Raw genomic sequence first — 20,048 nt, forward strand, 5'->3', positions numbered from 1 at the left:
AATTGGAGGTATCGCGGCGGTCCTGATCGGGAGCGCAAGTGTCGCTTACGCCGGCGCTTTCGAGACCAGTTCGCAGGATTTTGATATTCTGTTCGAACAGGGGAATGCGGTCGATACTTCGGCTATGTATGTCGCGCCACAACGTCGATTGACGAAAATCGGCGGCCCGGCCGCCAACGGCACGAATGACGGTATCAACCCGGTGACAGGTCGCCCATTCGAAAAGGGTATCCAAGAGGCGAAGGGCTATTGGGTGCCAAAGATTTCTGCCAAGTTCGATCTGACCAACGATCTTGCCTGTGCTGCGCAATATCGCCAGCCATGGGGCATCAACACATCTGCGGGCATTGAAACGGTTCATTCTTACACCTCGATAGAACAGAAAATCACGTCGAACGATTACGGTGTGAACTGTTCCTATCGGTTTGATACGGGCGCGATGGGCTATTTCCGCATTCTCGGTGGCGTCAGCTATCAGGAACTGCGCGGCCAGCAGACCAGGATGATCCCGCATTTTTCCCGCAATCCTGACGGCATTCCCGGAAGCCCATTTCGCGCCGCTTCTCTGGATGCAGATGACCATTCATTTGGCTGGCGCATTGGCGCTGCCTATGAAATTCCTGAATATGCCATCCGCGCGAGCATCGTTTATCAATCTGAGGTCAGGTATGGCCTTGAAGGCATCGTTGATAATCTCGCTTTGAATCCGGTTACCGGACGCGGCGAACCGATTGATGTGAGCAGTGACATTGCAACGCCTCAATCGGTCGAATTCAAGTTTCAGACGGGTATAACACCCGGCTGGATGGCCTTTGGCTCGGTCGAATGGATGGATTGGTCAAGCGTGACGTCGGTTGATTTTGTCGCCGCTGACAGTGAAGTTCTCCCTATCGGCACCAGAGTTACCAGCCTGAACCTTTATTATCAGGACGGCTGGACTTTAAGGGGCGGTGTTGCTCACACGTTCAATGACCATTGGTCTCTCGACGGGACTTTAACCTGGGATCGCGGCACCAGCACGGGCCTCACCACGCAGACGGATCTCTGGCTGTTCGGCCTTGGCGCCGGTTACAAGCCAAGTGACCAAGTCGAGTTTCGTCTGGCGGGCGCCGCGGGTTGGCTGGTCTCAGGAAAGGTTGATACTGCGCTTGCCGATGGTGAGCGCAGCCTGCTGGGTTCCGAGGGCGTGCTCGACGACGATTTCGTCAGCGGTCTCTCGCTCACGGCGATGGTCAAGTTCTGAAACTGTAAATCAGCAAAAAGCCCGGCGGATGCCGGGCTTCTTTTTGAAACATAACTCAGTTTTTGTTCACTTCTGTTCCAGCCGCGCCAGCAGAGAGGACGTATCCCAGCGATTGCCGCCGATTTTCTGCACTTCCTTGTAAAACTGGTCGACAAGCGCCGTGACGGGCAGAAGCGCGCCATTGCGGTCTGCTTCGTCAAGGCAGATGCCCAAATCCTTGCGCATCCAGTCGACGGCAAAGCCGAAATCATATTTGCCCTGGTTCATCGTGCCAGAGCGGTTTTCCATCTGCCAGGAACCGGCAGCGCCCTTGGAAATGACCGCGATGAGCTTTTCAATGTCGAGCCCGGCCTTCTTGCCGAAATGAATGCCCTCGGCCAATCCCTGAACGAGACCGGCAATGCAAATCTGGTTCACCATCTTGGCAAGTTGTCCCGAACCGACCGGACCCATAAGGCCGACGGAGCGTGCATAGGCATCGATAATCGGCTTGGCGCGCTCGAAGACGGGTTCGCTGGAACCGACCATCACGGTCAGCACACCGTTTTCCGCTCCGGCCTGACCGCCGGATACGGGCGCATCGATGAAATGAATTCCACGCTTTTGCGCTTCTTCCGAAAGCTCACGCGCGACTTCGGCGGAGGCCGTCGTGTTGTCGATGAAGATCGCATCCTTTTTCATCGTCGAAAAAGCGCCATCCGGACCGATGGTGACAGAACGCAGATCGTCGTCGTTGCCGACACAGGCGAATACATAATCGGCATCGCGCACGGCTTCAGCAGGCGTAGCGGCGAAGCTGCCGCCAAATTCCTTCGCCCATTTTTCAGCCTTTGCCGTCGTGCGATTATAGACCGTAACGTCGTGGCCACCCTTGTTCTTCAGGTGTCCAGCCATTGGATAGCCCATCACGCCAAGCCCAAGAAAGGCTACTTTTGCAGTGGTCGTCATTCGTTCATTCCTCTGGATAGTTTTGGACCGTATGATCAGGTGAGGGGTGTCATCACAGCCGAACGGTAGGCAGGGCGCAGTTTCAGGCGCTCATACCAGTTTTCCAGCTGTGGAAGCGAGGGGCGTTCGATGGAGAACTCGAACCAGGCATAGGCATAGCAGCCAACCGGAATGTCGCCGATACCAAACTCTTCTCCGGAGAACCATGGCGCTTGACCTAGACCGTCATTGGCAATCTTCATGGAACGGGCAAGGCCGTCGAGACCGCGTTGCAGGATTGCCGGGTCACGCTTGTCTTCCGGCAGGCGGATCATATGCTTCATGACATTGCTGAAGTCGGTGTAGAGCGTGGTGGAGGCCCAATCCATCCACTTTTCGGCCTGCGCGCGCCTGGCCGGATTCTCGATCCAGAGGCTGTCCTTGCCGTAGGTGGCGGCCAGATAGCGCGTGATGACATTTGATTCCCACAGCACGGTCTCGCCGTCTTCGACAAGCGGGATAAGACCGTTGGGATTGCGTGCGAGGAAGGCCGGGTCGTCAAGCCCGCCAAACTGGCCGCCAACATCGAACTGTTCGTAATCAAGGCCAAGTTCCTGCGCTATCCAGAGCGCTTTCTTGACGTTGGTGGAATTGGTGCGGCCCCAGATTTTCAGCATGATACTGCCCATTGCTATGCTTCAGGAATTGGATGCATCCCGCCGAGCGGCGAATGCACTTGTTGATTAAACAGATAGCCCCCGGAAGCTGCAAGGCTGCCGAGGGCTAAATTCAGGTCGATCTGGTTAAATCAGCGAACAAGATGCCGTGTCAGCTTCCGTTCGAGATAATCCCAGATGTGTCGTAGCACTTCCACGATCAGCAGGTAGATCACTGCCGCCCAGAGATAGGTCTGGAAATCGAAGGTGCGGGAATAGGCGCGGCGCGTTTCACCCATCAGGTCGAGAACCGTGATGATGGCAACGATGGCCGAACCCTTAATCATCAGAATGATTTCATTGCCGTATGGACGCAGGGCAACGATCAGCGCCTGTGGAAGAATGACTTTCCAGAACGTCACGCGCTTGGAAATGCCAAGTGCTGCTGCACCTTCCCATTGGCCCATGGCAACGCTCTGGATCGCGCCGCGCAGGATTTCAGCCTGATAGGCAGCCGTATTGAGCGAGAAGGCGAGAATGGCGCAATTCCATGCATCACGGAAAAATACCCACAGGCCGATGCTTTCCAGGAAAGGCCGGAAGGTGCCGAAACCGTAATAGATCAGGAAGGTTTGCGCCAGAAGCGGTGTGCCGCGGAAGAAATAGACATAGCCGAAGGCAATGGCTTTCAGCCAGCGGTTGTTCGACATGCGTGCGGCGGCAATCGGGATCGAAAGCGCAGCGCCGACAAGGATCGACACGACGACGAGCTTCAGCGTGATCAGAAGGCCGGACCAATAGCGCGGTCCATAAGTCTCGAAGAGATCGATCCGCCAGACATTGTAGAGATAAATGGCCAGCCCCGCAAAGAGCAAAGCCCAGATGCCGACGAAGATATGGCCTGCAACGCGTGCGCGGGTCCATTGGCGGACGACGGGCGGCGGCGCTATGACGGCAGCACTGCTTTGTGTGACAGCTTCGCTCATGATCATGCACCCCGCGACCGGTTGCTGCCCGCATCAGCCCATTGGGCAATACGGTTGATGAAATAGGACGAGATGATCGCGAGAGCGAGATAGAGCAGGCAGGCAACGCCAAAGAACAGGAAAGGCTCCTTGGTTACGCGCGCTGCAATGGATGTCTGCCGCATGATGTCGGACAGCGTGATCACCGATACCAGCGAGGTGTCTTTCAGCAGCACCAGCCACAGATTTGCAAGGCCCGGCAGGGCGATGCGGATCAATTGCGGCAGGATGACCTTGCGCATGGTCTGCCAGTGCGACAGCCCGACCGCATATCCGCCTTCATACTGCCCGCGCGGAATGGCGCGGAAAGCGGAGAGGAAGACCTCACTCGAATAGGATGAGAAAACGAAACCGAGCGCCACCATACCCGCGGCGAAGGCATTGATTTCGACATTGGCATTGATGCCAAACAGTGCCAGGAGTTTCTGCAAGCCGAGAGAGGCGCCGAAATAAACCAGGAACAGGGTCAGAAGTTCTGGAAGACCACGGAAGATGGTCGTGTAGATATTCGAAGCCAGTCTGATTGACGGTTCGGTCGATTGCTTCCCCAAAGCAACCAGAAATCCAAGAACGAGGCCCACGGGCAGGGTAGCGATTGCAAGGGTGACTGTAACCAGAAGCCCCCAGGCGATACTTCTCGACCAACCTTCGGGGCCGAAACTCAATAAAGTGGCGTAATGTTCCATCGCCTTTTTCTTTTTTCTGGGCAGATACTCATCCGGCGGTCTCTGTTTCGAGCGCTTCTACCGAACTGTCCGCCATAAATGATGTGCGCCGGTTTGTGTGTCACAAACCGGCGCATACGTCTTCAAGGAAACTTAGTTCTCGGCGCCGTAAGCGTCGAACTCAAAGTACTTATCGTTGATTTCCTTGTACTTTCCGTTCGCACGGATCGCCTTGATGGCTGCGTTGAACTTTTCAACCAGTTCCGGACGGCCCTTCTTGAAGGCAACGCCAGCGCCGGGGCCGTGAATTTCAACAACCGGCGGGAAAGTGCCGACCATCTTGCAGCATGCGCCATCCGGCGTCTTCAGCCATTCGCCCAGCGTCACGCTGTCGTCATTGGCGGCATCGAGACGGCCATTGGCCAGATCGAGGCGGTATTCCTCAGCCGTCGGGTAGGCCTTGATGGTGCTGTCGGTAAAAGTCTTTTCCGAGTAATTCGCGTGGGTGGTGGAAACCTGAACGCCGATCGTCTTGCCAGCGAGATCTTCCTTGGTCACACCCTTGATGTCGCTATCCTTCGGAGCGACGATGCCCGGAGGCGTATTGTAATATTTGCCCGAGAAATCGACCTGCTTCTTGCGTTCATCAGTGATGGACATGGACGCGATGAAGGCATCGAACTTGCCAGCCTGAAGCGCCGGAATTGCGCCGTCCCATTCCTGGGTGATGAAGGTACATTGAGCCTTCATTTCATCGCAAAGCGCTTTCGCGATATCGACGTCAAAGCCCGAAAGGGTGCCGTCCGGCTTGATGAAATTGAAGGGGGGATATGCGCCTTCAGTGGCGATGGTGAGCTTTAAAGGCTCCTGGGCATTTGCGGCGCCGATTGCCAGGCCGCCCGCCACGGTTGCAATGGTGGCAACCGAAGCTGCTACTACGATACGCTTCAATACGCGCATATTTAGTCCTCTCGTTTACTCTGGCTGCTTCCCTGATTATTGTTCTGGTCAGCCATTTGTCGTGCAATTGCAATTTAAAATTGAGGATTAGTGATCGATAGTCGATCCTCCCGCCGCTACCAATAGATGGTTCAACAGAGGCTGCGCAATATATTTTCGCATGTTCGCCGCCGCCCTCCAATCCGGTGACGATATTCCCACCACTTTTCACCGGAAGGCAAGATGGCTTGCGTAATAATTTTGCGTATAATTATTGTGGAATTCACAGCGTATTCCGCCGAAACCTATGTCAAAATAGTGAAAGCTGACGTTTTGGCGGAAAGTGGTAGGGAATTGCTCAAAGCGCCATTTCATTTTGGATGAAATCGGCAATTTCATCGACCATATTGATATCGAAGACCGGCAGGCTTGAACCCTGTTGGGGATAATCGGTTGCAATGGCGACGATGCTTGGGTCGTTTTCGGCGAGAGGCGGACCGTCATGACTGCCTGTTCGGCGGAGTTCGATTTTCTTGTGCGGCTCCCGCTTATAGCCTTCAACGAGAATCAGATCACAGGGCGCGAGCTTGTCCGCGATGTCTTGCAGCGAGATTTCTGGGCCGTCGAGATTTTCATGCATGATGGCGAAGCGGCGCTCCGACACTATGGCAACTTCAGCCGCGCCGGCCTTGCGATGCCGCCAGGAGTCGGTGCCTTCGATATCGATATCAAAATTATGATGCGCATGCTTGATCGTCGCGATGCGGAAGCCCCGTTCTGTCAGGCAGCGCACGAGCTTTTCGGTCAGGGTGGTCTTGCCGGAGTTTTTCCAGCCTGTAATGCCAAAAAGCTTGTGCGTCATGACATGGCTCCGTTCAGTCGGCTCAATCGCCGGGCTTCGACGAGATCGTCGGGCCGGTTGATGTTGAAGAATGGATCATAGGTTTCCGAGCGATCCTTCGTCGTTACAAGCGGAAAGTCTACTGTTTCGAAATCAACATCGCGTGCAAATGCCAGAACGCTGGCTTTCTCAGCCGTCGAAAGCCAGTCCTTTAGCCGATCCGCCAGTTGCGTCCGCCACAGGCCAAAGATTGGGTGAACATGCCCGGCTGAGCTCGCAAGAACGATGTCGCCGCCGGTCTGTCTTTGGCGTTCGAGGAGCTGCTCGCCGAGATCCGCAGGCAGAAATGGGGTGTCGGCAGCTGCGGTCAGCAGCCATGTCGAATTTTTTGCGTGCGTGAGCGCGGTGAGAATGCCGGGTAGAGGACCGCCATGTGCTGCGGGGATATCCGCAATGACGTCCAGGTCGAGGTTGGCCAGCCGTGACGGGTCGCCATTGGCGTTGATGAAAAGCGCTCCGACCTGCGGTTTCAAGCGTTCGGCAACCTCGGCGATAATGGAACGGGAACCCAGAGCCTGCAGGAACTTGTCTCCCGCTATTCCACCTTCGCGCATCCGGCTCGACAATCCGCCAGCAATGATAGCACCGGTGATATCTGGCTGATCGACCATTATTTCGGCCCGAGACCGGTTGGAATTGAAGCAAGGGTGCTTTTGTTCTTTTCGCGCTTCTTCAGCGCGTTTTCGCGATAGACCATGTAGATGCCGCTTCCGACGACCATGACAGAGCCAATGATTGTATAGCTATCCGGCGCTTCGCCAAAGACTGCTATGCTCAATCCTATCGCCCAGAGCAGGCTGGAATAGCGGAATGGAGAGACGAAGGACACTTCGCCCTCACGCATGGCCAGAATGATGAAGTGATATCCGATCAGCAACAGCACGGCAGCAACGAACATGGCCGCAACGGGAATAAGCCCGATAGGCTGCCATCCGCCCATGGGGACAGTCAGCACGCCGCCGGTGATTGCAATCGCACAAGCAGTGAGCGTGGAGAGATAGAGCGTCGGCACATGGGCCGGTACGCGACGCGTCGCAATGTCCCGCATCGCCGCAAAACCGACGCTCGCCAGCAATACGGCGATTGCGCCGAAACCTGCCGCGCCGGCTGAACCGGGACGAATAATAATCAGGACGCCGACGAAGCCGACCAGAATACAGGCCCAGCGCCGCCAGCCGACTTTTTCCTTGAGGAATATTGCGGCTCCCAGCGTTACTACCAAAGGTGTTGCCTGAAACACGGCTGAACAGAAGGCCTGAGAAAGATGTCCCAGCGAGACAATGTAAGTAATTGTCGCGACCACTTCGCCCAGCACACGCAGGACAGTCATCCGCTCCAGAGAAAGCTTACGCAGCGCACCATGACGCCAGGCCAGAAAGCCGATCATCACGGTCGCAAAAACGCCGCGGATCAGCATGTACTGACCGCTGTTCATTTCCGCGAGAAGGAATTTGGTGATGCTGTCCCCGATGGTGAAAACACCCATGGCGAGAAGCATATAAATACTTGCGCGGAAATTCTCTGACTGCAGCACGGTATAGAATCCAGTTTAGAATCCAATACCGTGTTCAAGTGTATTTCGCGACAATTATTTGTGATTGCCTTCACTCAAAAGTATAAACGGATTTTTATCCGCCCGTAAGGCTCATATGACGTGCTACGGCTGGCCGGTTATGATCGCGATCGATGATGAAATCATGGCCCTTGGGCTTGCGAGAAATAGCCTCATCGATAGCCTGGCTCAGGAAAACATCACTGTCGTTCTCGCGTAGCGCCTTGCGCAGATCGGCATCATCATTCTGGCCGAGGCACATATAGAGCATGCCGGTACAGGTGAGGCGAACACGGTTGCAGCTTTCGCAGAAATTATGCGTCAAAGGTGTGATGAAGCCGAGACGTCCACCGGTTTCCTCTATCGTCACATAGCGGGCGGGGCCGCCCGTTCGATACGGGATATCGTTCATCGTGAACTGGCTTGAAAGGTCGCTGCGCAGTTGCGACAGCGGCAGATACTGGTCAGTGCGGTCGAATTCAATTTCACCCATCGGCATGGTTTCGATGAGCGTCATATCCATATCGCGGCCATGGGCCCAGCGGATGAGGTCCGGGATTTCGAATTCGTTGAAATCTTTCAGCGCAACTGCGTTGATCTTCACGCGGATACCGGCCTTCTGGGCGGCATCTATACCCTCAAGCACACGGGCCAAGTCGCCCCAGCGTGTAATCTCGTGAAACTTGTCAGGGTTGAGTGTGTCGAGCGAGACATTGATGCGCTTGATGCCGCAGTCGGCCAGCTCTCCGGCAAAACGCGAAAGTTGCGAGCCATTGGTGGTCAGCGTCAGTTCTTGCAGCGCACCGGATACCAGATGGCGCGAAAGCCCACGGATCAGATGCATGATGTTCTTGCGCACCAGCGGTTCACCGCCAGTCAGGCGCAGCTTGCGCACGCCCCTGTCGATAAACACAGTGCAGAGCCGTTCCAGCTCTTCCAGCGTCAGCAGATCCTTCTTGGGAAGAAAGGTCATGTGTTCCGCCATGCAATAGGTGCAGCGGAAATCGCAGCGGTCTGTCACCGAAACGCGCAAATAATCGACCGCCCGCCCGAAAGGATCGATCATCGGTCCGGTCGGAGAAACAAAGGACTGTGCCTGCAAGGTTCTCATCTGTGAAGCCATTGTTTCCATAAGGTACGACGCAGTATCCTCCTGCTCATATGAGATAGGACTTCCGCTTCGTCTTGTCCAGTTTTGCAGCGCTGAAGCAGTTTCAACATACTTGCGGTATTCTGTCATGCAGCCTATCACAAGCAGACTTCGACGATTGCGGAGCGATATTTGTATGGAGAACAGCAATGAGCGACGTCTGGCCGACTGAACTGCGCGTTTCCAGCGACCGCAAATTGCTGACGGTGGCTTTTGACAGCGGCGAACGTTTTGAACTGACCGCCGAATTATTGCGTGTACTTTCTCCATCGGCGGAAGTGCAGGGCCATTCGCCCGAACAGCGCATCACGGTCGGCGGCAAGCGCAATGTCGAGATCATCAAGGTTGAGCCGGTAGGCAATTACGCGGTCCGCATCACCTTTGACGATATGCATGATACCGGCCTGTTTTCATGGACTTATCTGCATAAGCTCGGCACCGAGAAAGAGACGCTTTGGCAAACCTATCTCGATGAACTGGCCGAAAAAGGGCTCAAGCGCGACCGCTAATCACACGCGTCACTCTTTCTCCAGCATTTCCGCGATGCGCCGCATCATGTCGCCCATGGCGTTGCATTGCGATGTGGTGGAATGCGCCATGACGCGGTCGATCAACTCGCCATAGACCGCCAGCGCTTCGCTGAGCAGTTTCTCGCCATCCTGTGTGAGGGTCAGGCGGATGATGCGCTTGTCGGTCGCGTCGCCGGTGCGCATCAGCAATCCGCGATTCTCCAGCTTCGGCAGCAACATCGTGATGTTGGAGCGTCCAACGAGAATTCTGCGGGCGAGATCGTGCTGCGATTCGCCCGGATGGCGATAAATATTCATCAACACATCGAGGTCAGCAATCTTCAGATCGAACGACGCCAGCCCCTGCGCCAGCGCACGTTCAACCGCTTTGCCGGCTCTCGCAACAGCAATCCAGTTCTTGAAGCGCGGATTATCCCACGGCAGCTTTTGTATCTTGTCTTGCATTTTGTTCATTCTTGTACAATTATTTGTTCAGGATTGAACATGATTGAGGCCCCGCTATGGCGACGTTATCTCTTCAGGTTACGCGATTCGGTCTGGCTATGCTCGGACACATCGCGCCGGAACGCGCCGGTCGCGCGGCATTCAAGATTTTCTGCCGCACGCCCAGCCGCAAGCCGAGGACAAAAGCCTATGCGGAAAAGCTGCAGCAGACGAGTGAAGAGTTGCTCAAGGCCAAAAGGCTCGATCTGATTATCGATCGAGGTGTCGTGGCAACCTATCTCTTCGAGCCCGCTCGTGTGGACCGGCACAATGCCCGCACATCTCTTGTGGTGCACGGCTGGGGTTCGCGTAGCGCGGATATGATGGCCATTATCAGTGCGCTGGTCGCGCGCGGCGAGCGGGTGGTCGCCCTTGATTTGCCGGGACACGGCGCTTCGGCTGGACGCGAGCTCGATTTCATCCGGGCGATCGCCGCAGTGGATGCCGCATGGCGTCAATATGGGCCGTTCTACGCCATGGTCGGGCATTCCTTTGGCGGCGCGGTTGTCGTCAACGCAGCTGCCGGGCCGCTTGGCTGCTATCGCGAGCGACGTCCCGCCAAGCTGGTCACGATTGCGTCACCGCATTCCATGAATGGTGTTTTCGAAGGGTTCGGAAAGGTACTTCGCCTGAACGCTGATGTGCGTCAGGCCATGAAGGACACTGTTCAGCAAATTGCCGCGCGTCCGATCCATGATTTCGATACCGATGTGCATCTGCGCCGACTGGCGATCCCGACACTGGTTATTCATGCGCGCGACGACAAGGAAGTTCCAGCGTGTTGTGCAGAAATGGCTGCCAAAGCGGGGTCTCATGTCCGGCTTCACTGGGCTGACGGCCTCGGGCATCGGCGGATCATTGCCAGCACGGATGTGGCCGACAAAATTGCAGATTATGTGAGCGGCCCCGTGCCTTTGCGGGCTGTGGCATAGGGACCGCAACCGGTCAGGCGGCAGTCAGTCTGTCCCATGCCGCCATTGCGCCATGCGCTGCGGCGATCAGACTTTCAGCGCTGCCACCGTCGCGCGCAAGGATGGACATGCCGTTCTGCACCGTCGCGTAAAACGTGGCGATAGCACCTGCGTCGATGGTTGCGGGCAGGGAACCTTCCTCGATACTGCGCTGAAGGCGGGTGCGCAGCACCTCAATATTGTTGTTGCGGCGCTCTTTCAGAACATTGCAGACATTCTGGCTGGACTGGGTGCGGTTAAGTGCGTCCAGTGCGATCAGGCATCCACGCGGCTTGTCGGTGACCGAGAAAGTCTCGGCGCTCGCCATCAAAAAGCGCTCGAATGCCAGCTTCACGTCTGGCGTTTCTTCCAATTGCGTCCAGATATCCGTGCCCACTTCGTTCGAATAGAGCGACAGGGCATCCATATACAGCCCTTCCTTGCTCCCGAAGGCGGCATAAAGGCTGGGCGCGTTGATGCCCATCGCGGCTGTCAGGTCCGAAAGCGATGCGCCGTCAAAGCCCTTTTCCCAGAAAACATACATTGCTGCGCGCAATGCCTGTTCCCGGTCAAAGTTGCGAGGTCTTCCGCGTTCCGACACGCCAATCTCCTTTTTGTATTGATCGTTAAATAAACCTCTTGACGGTATTCGGCAAGCCTGACACCTATTATGTATCAATCGATACAGAAAGGATGCCTTCATGTCTGGAAAGCCTTTGAATGGGAAAGTGGCCTTTGTAACCGGTGGTAGCCGCGGTATCGGTGCCGCGATTGCGCGGCGATTGGCAAAAGACGGTGCAAGTGTTGCAATCACCTATGTAAGCTCAAAGGAAAAAGCCGACGCAATCGTATCGGCGATCACTGCCGAAGGCGGTCGGGCCATCGCGTATAAGGCGGACAATCGCAATGCGGATGAGATTGCCGCCGCGATTGAAGCGACGGTGAAAGAGCTTGGACGACTGGACATTCTAGTGAACAGTGCTGGCATCTGGAAAGCCGCTCCGCTGGATCAGGTGACGCTTGCGGATTTCGATGAGGTCATGGCGGTCAATTTTCGCGCAGTGTTTGCAGCCATATCGGCTGCTGCACCGCATCTGGGCGAGGGTGGGCGGATTGTCACCATCGGCTCCAATCTGGCAGACCTTGTCGCTTGGCCGGGTATCAGTCTCTACGCAGCCAGCAAGTCGGCATTGATTGGTCTGACAAAGGGGCTTGCCCGCGATTTCGGTCCCAAAGGTGTTACGGTGAATGTCGTGCAGCCCGGGTCCACCAATACGGATATGAACCCCGCTGGCGGCGACCACTCTGGTCCGCAGCTGGAGCGTATCGCGACGGGCAGCTATGGCTCGCCGGATGATATTGCAAATCTGGTGACGTGGCTGGCCGGGCCTGAGTCACGCTTCGTTACGGGTGCCACGCTGACCGCCGACGGCGGAGCAAATGCCTGATACAGAAAGGGCGGCTTTGAAAGCCGCCCTTTTATCGTGTCGGGTATCAATCGGGCAATGATCAGCCCAGATTGAGTTCCTTGAAGAAGTCATTGCCCTTGTCGTCAATGACGATGAAGGCCGGGAAATCTTCCACTTCGATCCGCCAGATGGCTTCCATGCCCAGTTCCGGATATTCGACCACTTCGACTTTCTTGATGCAGTCCTGCGCCAGACGGGCAGCCGGGCCACCGATGGAGCCGAGATAGAAACCGCCATGGCTTCCACAGGCTTCGCGAACCTGACGCGAACGGTTGCCCTTGGCGAGCATCACCATGGAGCCGCCGAAGGACTGGAACTGGTCGACATAGGAATCCATGCGGCCAGCCGTGGTTGGGCCGAACGAACCCGATGCATAACCGGCAGGCGTCTTGGCGGGACCAGCGTAATAGACCGGATGGTCCTTGAAATAATCCGGCATGGATTCGCCGTTTTCCAGACGCTCGCGAATTTTCGCATGCGCGAGATCACGGGCGACGATGATCGGTCCAGTCAGCGAAAGCTGCGTCTTGACGGGGTGCTTGGACAGTTCTTTCAGGATCTCGGCCATGGGCTGGTTGAGATCAATCTTCACCACATGCGACGACAGCTTTTCTTCGTCGATATCCGGCATGTATTGCGCCGGATTGGTCTCCAGCTGCTCCAGAAAAATGCCTTCCTTGGTGATTTTGCCCTTGGCCTGACGGTCTGCTGAGCAAGAAACGCCGATTCCGATTGGCAGCGATGCGCCGTGGCGCGGCAGACGGATGACGCGCACGTCATGGCAGAAATATTTGCCGCCGAACTGCGCGCCGACACCCAGCGACTGGGTCAGCTTGTGGATTTCAGCTTCCATTTCCAGATCGCGGAAAGCATGGCCGGTTTCCGAACCTTCCGTCGGCAGGCTGTCGAGATAGCGCGTCGAGGCTAGCTTGACGGTCTTGAGATTCATCTCGGCCGATGTGCCGCCGATGACAATTGCCAGATGGTAAGGCGGGCAGGCGGCTGTGCCGAGGCTGAGAATCTTGTCCTTGAGGAAGTCGATCATCCGGTCATGGGTCAAAAGCGAAGGCGTGCCCTGATACAGGAACGTCTTGTTGGCCGACCCCCCGCCTTTTGCCACGAACAGGAACTTGTAGGCGTCTTCGCCTTCTTCATAGATGTCGATCTGCGCTGGCAGATTGTTCTTGGTGTTCTTTTCCTCGAACATCGACAGCGGCGCGAGCTGCGAATAGCGCAGGTTCTTTTTGTTATAGGCATCGAGCACACCGCTGCCGAGCGCATCGGCATCGCCGCCTTCGGTCCAGACGCGACGGCCCTTCTTGCCCATAATAATCGCAGTGCCGGTATCCTGACACATCGGCAGAACGCCGCCTGCAGCGATATTGGCGTTTTTCAGAAGGTCATAGGCCACAAAGCGATCATTGTCGGTCGCTTCCGGGTCTTCCATGATCTTTGCAAGCTGCTGGAGATGACCCGGGCGCAGCAAATGGTTGATGTCGGCAAACGCCGCTTCGGAAAGAAGACGGAGCCCTTCCGGTTCGACGGTCAGGATTTCCTGACCTTTGAACGTATCGACCGAAACATGGTCGGAGGTCAGTTTGCGGTAAGGGGTGGTGTCTTCACCAAGAGGAAAGAGATCGGCGGCGCTTGCTTCTGCCATCGTGGTACCTCGCTTGCTTGCCTGCCGCACTGGTTGGCAATCGCAAGATCGCCAGCCTGCACGTTATGTTGCTCAGAACCCGGATTGCTGGGCAGCAGCCGGGATAAATTCTGAGGGGCTTTTAGCGCGATGAGAGGCGGAAGCCACTGCGGCACATTGCGCAATGGGGTAAACACGGGACCATCTGTTGCAGGCCACATGTTGCTTTAATACGTCTCCCTCAAAGTTTTGTGATTAATTAAAAGCAAGAAATTGAAAGAAGTGGCATTAGCGTTAAAACTTTCTATACGAGATTCATAAAATCTACGCGAAATGATTGAGACGGATTCGCCTTTTGGCGGACATGCTAACTTTGGCGGTTGAAATGCAGTTTTCTCGGCGCGCGCAGATGGATGCAAAGAAAATTCGCACGAGCGGGTCTTATGTCCGCAATGCGATGGTACTGGCTCTGGCTGCATCAGCCTTGTTCCCGGTCACGCAGGCGCAGGCAGCGAATTCACTTTTCGAGCTTTTCCAGCAGCGCCGCCAGCAGGCCGCGCAGCCTGTCGCTCCGCTTCCGCCTGCCGTCGTGGCTCCGAGTACAGCTGCGGCAGCGCCAACGGCACCAACACGCATCGTTCCGCCTGCACAGCGCGTGACGGTCAAGGGGCCGGAAATCTATGATTACAAGCCGGAAGCGCTGATCAAGATCGATTTCACGGCACTCGACATGCAGGTTACGGCTGCAACCGCGCCAGCCGCCATTGTTGATCCGCTGACATCGGGCATGTCCCCGATCCGCGTGGATAAGACGCCTGATGCGAGCGAAACGGCCGGCAATCGTGCTTTCGACGCCGCGATGGATTATTTGAAGTCCGTCGATGTGAAGGCTGAAAAGCCAATCGCGGAAGCGATTGTTTCTTATTATTCGACCAACCGTTCTTTCATGTGGTCGGCTGACGGCAAGGTGCTGGATCGGGCCAAGGCCGTTGCAGCCTTCTTTGCACGCGCTGGCGAAGATGGTCTCAATGCCGATGAATATGCGGTGACGATCCCCTCGGACAATTTCGATCCGGCGCAGAACGAAGAACGCCAGCAGAAGCTGGCCGAGTTTGAAGTTCGCATGTCGGCTCGCGCGCTGCGCTATGCAATGGATGCGGGCGAGGGGCGCGTGATCGCCGACCGTCTGAGTGGTTTCCACGATCTGCCGCGTGATCGCGTCGATCCGAAAGCCGTGCTGGCCAGACTGGCTGGCGAAGCCGATCCGTCCGCCTATCTGCACGGGTTCCAGCCGGATAATGCGCAGTATACGGCTTTGAAACAGGCTTTGTCCGAGACGGAAGCGCCGACGGGTCAAACCGTTCGTGTCTCTCTCGATGGCGCCATTCGTCCGGGCGATACCAGCGACCAGCTGGCCAAGATCGTGGCGCTGATCACCAAACATGCGCCTGCCGACTATCTGGAAAAGCACCGCGACGTTTTGCAGGCTCATGCCGATACGAGCCTTTACGATCCGGAACTGGTTTCCGCGATCAAGGACTACCAGAAGCTCTCGGGCAGTGCGCCAGATGGTGTCATCGGGCGAAACACGGTTTCTGCGTTGCAGGGTGAGCAATCATCGGTGAAGCGTGACCGCATTCTCTATTCGATGGAACGTCTGCGCTGGCTGCCGCATGATTTCGGCACGCGCTATGTAATGGTCAACCAACCCGCATACCGCGCTGAATATTTCGAAGGTGGTCAGGAAAAGCTGGGTATGAATGTGGTGATCGGCTCGCCGACCCATCAGACCTATTTCTTCTACAACAAGGTGCAGACGGTTGTTTTCAACCCCTCCTGGGGTGTGCCGCGTTCGATTATTCTGAACGAAATGCTGCCCAAGGTCATGCGCGATACGAGCTATCTCGACCGAAATGGCTATGAAGTCTATGTCGGCGGCAAGAAGGTTTCGGCAAGTGCCGTCAACTGGAGCGCCGTGGCTGCGGGCAAGGCACATGTCGGCATCCGTCAGAAGCCGAGCCTCGATAACGCACTGGGCGAGCTGAAGATCCTGTTCCCGAACGAACATGATATCTACATGCATGACACACCGGCAAAGTCCTATTTCAGCCGCGACATGCGCGCGCTGAGTCATGGCTGTATTCGTCTGGAACGTCCGCGCGACATGGCCGCAGCCGTACTCGGCAAGCCGGTCGGCGATCTGGAGAAATATTTCGGCAAGAACGAGCGCGGCATCAAGGTGCCGGAGCCAGTGCCGGTCTATATTTCCTACTTCACGGCATGGCCGGACGCAAATGGACAGATTCGTTACTACGGCGACGTCTATGACCGCGACTCAGGCATGCAGAAGGCTTCCGATAAAACTGCGGCTTCGCGACTGGCGGCGCTCTGATCGACGCTCGGCCTCTGGCGTTCGGTGACAGTACAGATTTTCAAGTCTTGGACATGGCCGTTATCGTTCGATAGCGGCCATTTTCGTTGATGCTTGCCGAACCGATTTACGTGCGAAAATCAATTTGGGAAATGAGGTGGCGGGTGCTTGACTTTGCCCCGAGCGGGACCGTATATCCGCGTCACCTTGATTGAGCACATTGCAGCTCTAAGGGCGCGTAGCTCAGCGGTAGAGCACTCCCTTCACACGGGAGGGGTCACAGGTTCAATCCCTGTCGCGCCCACCATTCCAAATCTCTTTTGAATTCATGTCGTTGTCATGCGCAAAGGTGCGCCAATACGTTTCTGCACGCGTTTAGTTGCCCGTCGGTGCCGTGGCGCCTGGAACGCCCGTATTCGTCACGATATTTCTGTCGTCATCATATCGGGTAATGAGCATTAGCGCGGCGAGGGCGACCAAAATCGGCACAATAAGACACATAACCCTGACCGCAATCAGAGCAGTATGCCGGGTCCATGTCAGCGCTCTTGCTCTCATGGCTGATATTATCTCACGGATGAGAATAATTCGCCATAATGAGCCGCATTAACAATAAGCAATCTTGCGGATAAGTCGGACGGCCTTATCGAGCGCACCGTTGCCGGTTGAGGCGGACTTTAATCCTGTCTGGCTTGCCTGAATCGGTAGTTTTGGACGAGACGATATGCGCCCGCACAGTGCAGGTGCCTGCGAGAACCTCGAAATTATTTGCACGGATGTACATGACCGTGTTGATCGGGTTCTTGGGTAATTCGCGAGAGACCGCGTCTACGACCGCCTTGATTTCGGCGGCGCGCTGTTTGGGGGATGTTGCAGCCATAACTGTGCTGGTGGCAGTGAAGCCACTGACTGATAATGCCGCGATACAGATGAAAATAGCTTTCTTCATTGGCGATGCCTCCGATTGAGCTGAGTGGATGAAAGCGCGGCTCTCGCCTGAAGAAAACTATCGTCGCTTTCGCTTATCATGAGACTGGTAGCGTGTTTGTCGTCAGACGCAAGCCGTATCGAGTGGCCAAAGCTATAAAGACGCGTGTTTAAGGTCATTATAAATACATTGCCGGCTAATTTACGGAACGTTTCGCAAACGCGTGCTCATTGCCCAAAGAATGCGGCCCCGAATCTGCAGGAGAACGGGACCGCGACTATCAGAATCGTCCTTTATGGGCGAGATTCGCTCCGGTAGGTTTACTGTGCCGGGGCGGGCGTTGCTGGTGCTGTGGTTTCACCGCCAGATGGCGCGTCGCTTTCCTTAGCCGCATTGGGATCGGCTACACCATTGGTGAACATCTTGGAGCGGTCAAATGCAGGCGCTGCCGTTAGCTCATCCTTGGTGGCGCTGAGAACCAGCCACGTGTTTCCGTCACTACGGGTCGCCAGTTGCAACACGTCGGGACTAACGGCGACATCTTTTTCACCAACGCCGAGAAAGCCGCCCACACCGATCACTGCGGCCACAACAGAACCGTCAGCGCTGACGATCAGATCGTTCAGCTTGCCGATGGATTTGGCGTCATTGGCGTCACTTTCATAAACGCTGCGGCCAATGAAGCTCGAAACCAGGACTTCCCCGTCCTTCGGCTCAACAAAACCGATTTTGCTCGTATCAGGCGAGGGAGAAGCACCGAACATATTCTTGGTAGAAACAGGCAAGTCCTGTTGAGCTGGTGCGTCTGTGCCGGGAGTGGTGGCGGAGGGAGCCGCCGTCTGCGCCAGAGCTGGGGCACTAATCAACAGTGCACACGCTGCCGTCAGAAGTGTCGTTCTAAACATAACTACTCTCCTTTCTGCATTGAGTGTTCATAGTCCTAACGGTCTGATTTCAGGATCGTTCCGACATTTTTTGTGTGTTGGTGTGGTGATGTCGGCTACGGAGTGCATGCGCGCAAAAACGCAAGCCAAAAGTGCCAGTCACAGTGAATCGGAAAGCCGACGCAACAGACGAGGCTTTTCGGGCATCAGAGCGATAGAGAAAACCGGAGATATATCCGGAGGTGCGCTTACTGTACGGGTGGAACGACTGGAGCCGGATCGGATTGCACAGGAGCGACAACCGCTGCCGAGGGTGAAGGTCCGCAGCGGTTTACACGGGTGTGGCGAACACCTTTCGACAGGAAGACGATCTCAAGAGCATCGGCGATCGGTGTGATCGTCACATTCTCGCTGACCTGTTGGGCGTCGGCGCCGCAAACCAGATTGAGCGTGAACGTTCCCTTGTAGTTGTCGAGCTTCATCACCGTGCACTGCATGTCACGGGCGTCGAAGCGCTCCCGGGATATCGTGTAGCGCTTGTCATTATTGCTGCACCACGTGCCGATAATCGGCGTGGCGTCGACTGGCGGCTTGGGCGGATTGACGCTGGCTGAAGGCGACGCCGTGCAGGATGCCAGCGCGGGAAGCGCCAATGCACAAGCAACATTCAGTTTCCGCGACATTTCATACCCCTACGAAGCAGATCAAACTGGAACAGTCAGGACTATTGGATATCGGGAAAGCAGCATGGGCTCAAGCGTCTAACGCGAGCAGATTGCGCGCTACCGTGTAAAAAGGGAGGCGCGGCAAGGGCATGCCACGTCTCCCTATAGATGCGTACCAGTTCAACGAAATACGCAACGGGCCATTTGGAGCGGCCCGTTGGAAACGATATTCCGCGCGCCAAAGAGCGCAATTGCAGATTTGTAACGAATTGTTGCTGGCACAATTTGGACCGGCAATGACGTTAAAGGTCAGTCGCCTTTGACCGACACAACAACGCTGTCGTCAAAAATCTCGACATAAATCAAAGGTGTGCCGTTCAAAATGTCATGCTCGGCACGTCCGTAGAAGCTGCCATTGGCAACCATCCGCTCGAGGCGTGCCCGGTTGGCTTTGCTGCTGAAATAATCATCCAGATCGTCGTCGGAATCACACTTGCCGTAGACGTAAACATTCGCTCGATCCTGACGAATGATAGCCGCCGCCGTGGTCAGCCGCTCACCGGAAGAGTTGAAATGATCGGCAGCGCTGAGGCGCGCATAATATGAATCGATTGGCTTCTCAGCTGCACTGGCTACAGAAGCCGAAGCAAGCAAAAGCGCTGCGACTATAAATCCCCGCATGGTTTCCCTCGTACTTAGTCAAAAGCTAAAGCAATTTGAGCGGGATAAAAACTGAGTCGCAAGCACAAGTCGAGTGGCTGAAAAGATGAACGTTCGAGAGTGTCGAATAGATAAGAAAAACCCCGCCAGAGCGGGGTTTTGTTCAGGACAACCATTGTTGGCGACTATACCAGTCGTCAATTTCGGATTTGGCACGGTCTTTGGCTACGCCATACCGTTCTTGAATCTTGCCTTCAAGCTGTTCACGGCGACCGCTGATCTGATCCAGATCATCGTCGGTCAGCTTGCCCCATTGTTCCTGGATCTTGCCTTTAACCTGTTTCCAGTTTCCTTCAACACGGTTCCAGTCCATCGGGATTTCCTCCGTTTTACGTTTTGGGGACAGAGGGG

The 20,048-nt window shown here is 55.7% G+C and carries 22 protein-coding genes and 1 tRNA gene; 6 read left to right on the top strand and 17 right to left on the bottom strand.

Annotated features, from left to right (window positions below; translation table 11 throughout):
• Positions 1-124 precede the first annotated feature (124 nt).
• Positions 125-1,243: an OmpP1/FadL family transporter gene (locus FHW03_RS18140; RefSeq protein ID WP_377515160.1), complete on the top strand. Its 1,119-nt coding sequence runs from the start codon at positions 125-127 to the stop codon at positions 1,241-1,243.
• A 66-nt stretch (positions 1,244-1,309) separates the two neighbouring features.
• Here the strand turns inward: FHW03_RS18140 and FHW03_RS18145 are convergent, their stop codons facing one another.
• The 9 genes from FHW03_RS18145 to moaA form a co-directional block, all read right to left on the bottom strand.
• Positions 1,310-2,191: an NAD(P)-dependent oxidoreductase gene (locus FHW03_RS18145; RefSeq protein ID WP_182521882.1), complete on the bottom strand. Its 882-nt coding sequence runs from the start codon at positions 2,189-2,191 to the stop codon at positions 1,310-1,312.
• A gap of 35 nt (positions 2,192-2,226) precedes the next feature.
• A complete protein-coding gene (locus FHW03_RS18150; RefSeq protein ID WP_182521921.1) occupies positions 2,227-2,847 on the bottom strand; it encodes a glutathione S-transferase in 621 nt (206 codons plus the stop codon).
• Positions 2,848-2,978: 131 nt separating this feature from the next.
• Positions 2,979-3,812: an ABC transporter permease gene (locus tag FHW03_RS18155; RefSeq protein WP_182521883.1), complete on the bottom strand. Its 834-nt coding sequence runs from the start codon at positions 3,810-3,812 to the stop codon at positions 2,979-2,981.
• 2 nt (positions 3,813-3,814) lie between these two features.
• On the bottom strand, positions 3,815-4,537 hold the full coding sequence (locus tag FHW03_RS18160) for an ABC transporter permease (RefSeq protein ID WP_138785175.1): 723 nt from the start codon (positions 4,535-4,537) through the stop codon (positions 3,815-3,817).
• A gap of 132 nt (positions 4,538-4,669) precedes the next feature.
• On the bottom strand, positions 4,670-5,476 hold the full coding sequence (locus FHW03_RS18165) for an ABC transporter substrate-binding protein (RefSeq protein WP_182521884.1): 807 nt from the start codon (positions 5,474-5,476) through the stop codon (positions 4,670-4,672).
• Between the two features lie 337 nt (positions 5,477-5,813).
• Entirely contained in the window at positions 5,814-6,317 is a 504-nt protein-coding gene (gene mobB, locus FHW03_RS18170; protein WP_182521885.1) for a molybdopterin-guanine dinucleotide biosynthesis protein B, read from the bottom strand.
• A complete protein-coding gene (gene mobA / locus FHW03_RS18175; protein WP_182521886.1) occupies positions 6,314-6,967 on the bottom strand; it encodes a molybdenum cofactor guanylyltransferase MobA in 654 nt (217 codons plus the stop codon). The genes mobB and mobA overlap by 4 nt, the downstream gene beginning before the upstream one ends.
• Positions 6,967-7,854 (bottom strand): DMT family transporter, encoded by an 888-nt coding sequence (locus FHW03_RS18180; RefSeq protein WP_182521922.1) that lies wholly within the window; start codon positions 7,852-7,854, stop codon positions 6,967-6,969. Before FHW03_RS18180 ends, mobA begins: the two co-directional genes overlap by 1 nt.
• A gap of 130 nt (positions 7,855-7,984) precedes the next feature.
• The gene (moaA, locus tag FHW03_RS18185; RefSeq protein WP_182521887.1) at positions 7,985-9,019 is read right to left on the bottom strand and encodes a GTP 3',8-cyclase MoaA; all 1,035 of its coding nucleotides are present in this window, start codon (positions 9,017-9,019) and stop codon (positions 7,985-7,987) included.
• A 188-nt stretch (positions 9,020-9,207) separates the two neighbouring features.
• Between moaA and FHW03_RS18190 the strand changes: the two genes are divergently transcribed.
• Positions 9,208-9,567 carry a gamma-butyrobetaine hydroxylase-like domain-containing protein gene (locus FHW03_RS18190; RefSeq protein ID WP_078340433.1) on the top strand — a complete coding sequence of 120 codons (360 nt, stop codon included), beginning with the start codon at positions 9,208-9,210 and terminating at the stop codon, positions 9,565-9,567.
• A gap of 9 nt (positions 9,568-9,576) precedes the next feature.
• Here FHW03_RS18190 and FHW03_RS18195 read toward each other — a convergent pair whose 3' ends face one another.
• On the bottom strand, positions 9,577-10,041 hold the full coding sequence (locus FHW03_RS18195) for a MarR family transcriptional regulator (protein ID WP_182521888.1): 465 nt from the start codon (positions 10,039-10,041) through the stop codon (positions 9,577-9,579).
• A 47-nt stretch (positions 10,042-10,088) separates the two neighbouring features.
• Here FHW03_RS18195 and FHW03_RS18200 point away from each other — a divergent pair, with 47 nt between their 5' ends.
• Entirely contained in the window at positions 10,089-11,003 is a 915-nt protein-coding gene (locus FHW03_RS18200; protein WP_182521889.1) for an alpha/beta fold hydrolase, read from the top strand.
• A gap of 13 nt (positions 11,004-11,016) precedes the next feature.
• Here the strand turns inward: FHW03_RS18200 and FHW03_RS18205 are convergent, their stop codons facing one another.
• Positions 11,017-11,622 carry a TetR/AcrR family transcriptional regulator gene (locus FHW03_RS18205; RefSeq protein WP_182521890.1) on the bottom strand — a complete coding sequence of 202 codons (606 nt, stop codon included), beginning with the start codon at positions 11,620-11,622 and terminating at the stop codon, positions 11,017-11,019.
• A gap of 100 nt (positions 11,623-11,722) precedes the next feature.
• Here FHW03_RS18205 and FHW03_RS18210 point away from each other — a divergent pair, with 100 nt between their 5' ends.
• Positions 11,723-12,469, top strand: coding sequence for an SDR family oxidoreductase (locus tag FHW03_RS18210; RefSeq protein ID WP_182521891.1), 747 nt, complete (start codon positions 11,723-11,725; stop codon positions 12,467-12,469).
• A gap of 61 nt (positions 12,470-12,530) precedes the next feature.
• Here FHW03_RS18210 and FHW03_RS18215 read toward each other — a convergent pair whose 3' ends face one another.
• Entirely contained in the window at positions 12,531-14,150 is a 1,620-nt protein-coding gene (locus FHW03_RS18215; protein ID WP_182521892.1) for a fumarate hydratase, read from the bottom strand.
• A gap of 388 nt (positions 14,151-14,538) precedes the next feature.
• Here FHW03_RS18215 and FHW03_RS18220 point away from each other — a divergent pair, with 388 nt between their 5' ends.
• Both FHW03_RS18220 and FHW03_RS18225 read left to right on the top strand, forming a co-directional pair.
• Positions 14,539-16,521, top strand: coding sequence for a murein L,D-transpeptidase (locus tag FHW03_RS18220; protein WP_377515163.1), 1,983 nt, complete (start codon positions 14,539-14,541; stop codon positions 16,519-16,521).
• A 211-nt stretch (positions 16,522-16,732) separates the two neighbouring features.
• Positions 16,733-16,807, top strand: a tRNA-Val gene (locus FHW03_RS18225).
• 336 nt (positions 16,808-17,143) lie between these two features.
• Here the strand turns inward: FHW03_RS18225 and FHW03_RS18230 are convergent.
• The 5 genes from FHW03_RS18230 to FHW03_RS18250 all read right to left on the bottom strand — a co-directional run bounded on the left by FHW03_RS18230 (position 17,144) and on the right by FHW03_RS18250 (position 20,010).
• Positions 17,144-17,449, bottom strand: a complete 306-nt coding sequence (locus FHW03_RS18230) for a hypothetical protein (RefSeq protein ID WP_182521894.1) — start codon at positions 17,447-17,449, stop codon at positions 17,144-17,146.
• A gap of 299 nt (positions 17,450-17,748) precedes the next feature.
• Positions 17,749-18,333 carry a PRC-barrel domain-containing protein gene (locus FHW03_RS18235; RefSeq protein WP_182521895.1) on the bottom strand — a complete coding sequence of 195 codons (585 nt, stop codon included), beginning with the start codon at positions 18,331-18,333 and terminating at the stop codon, positions 17,749-17,751.
• A 227-nt stretch (positions 18,334-18,560) separates the two neighbouring features.
• The gene (locus FHW03_RS18240) at positions 18,561-18,995 is read right to left on the bottom strand and encodes a hypothetical protein (protein WP_182521896.1); all 435 of its coding nucleotides are present in this window, start codon (positions 18,993-18,995) and stop codon (positions 18,561-18,563) included.
• 291 nt (positions 18,996-19,286) lie between these two features.
• Entirely contained in the window at positions 19,287-19,658 is a 372-nt protein-coding gene (locus FHW03_RS18245; RefSeq protein ID WP_182521897.1) for a hypothetical protein, read from the bottom strand.
• A gap of 142 nt (positions 19,659-19,800) precedes the next feature.
• A complete protein-coding gene (locus FHW03_RS18250) occupies positions 19,801-20,010 on the bottom strand; it encodes a CsbD family protein (protein ID WP_182521923.1) in 210 nt (69 codons plus the stop codon).
• Positions 20,011-20,048: the final 38 nt, after the last annotated feature.

The organism is Ochrobactrum sp. RH2CCR150 (assembly GCA_014138095.1).
Classification (GTDB): domain Bacteria; phylum Pseudomonadota; class Alphaproteobacteria; order Rhizobiales; family Rhizobiaceae; genus Brucella; species Brucella gambitense.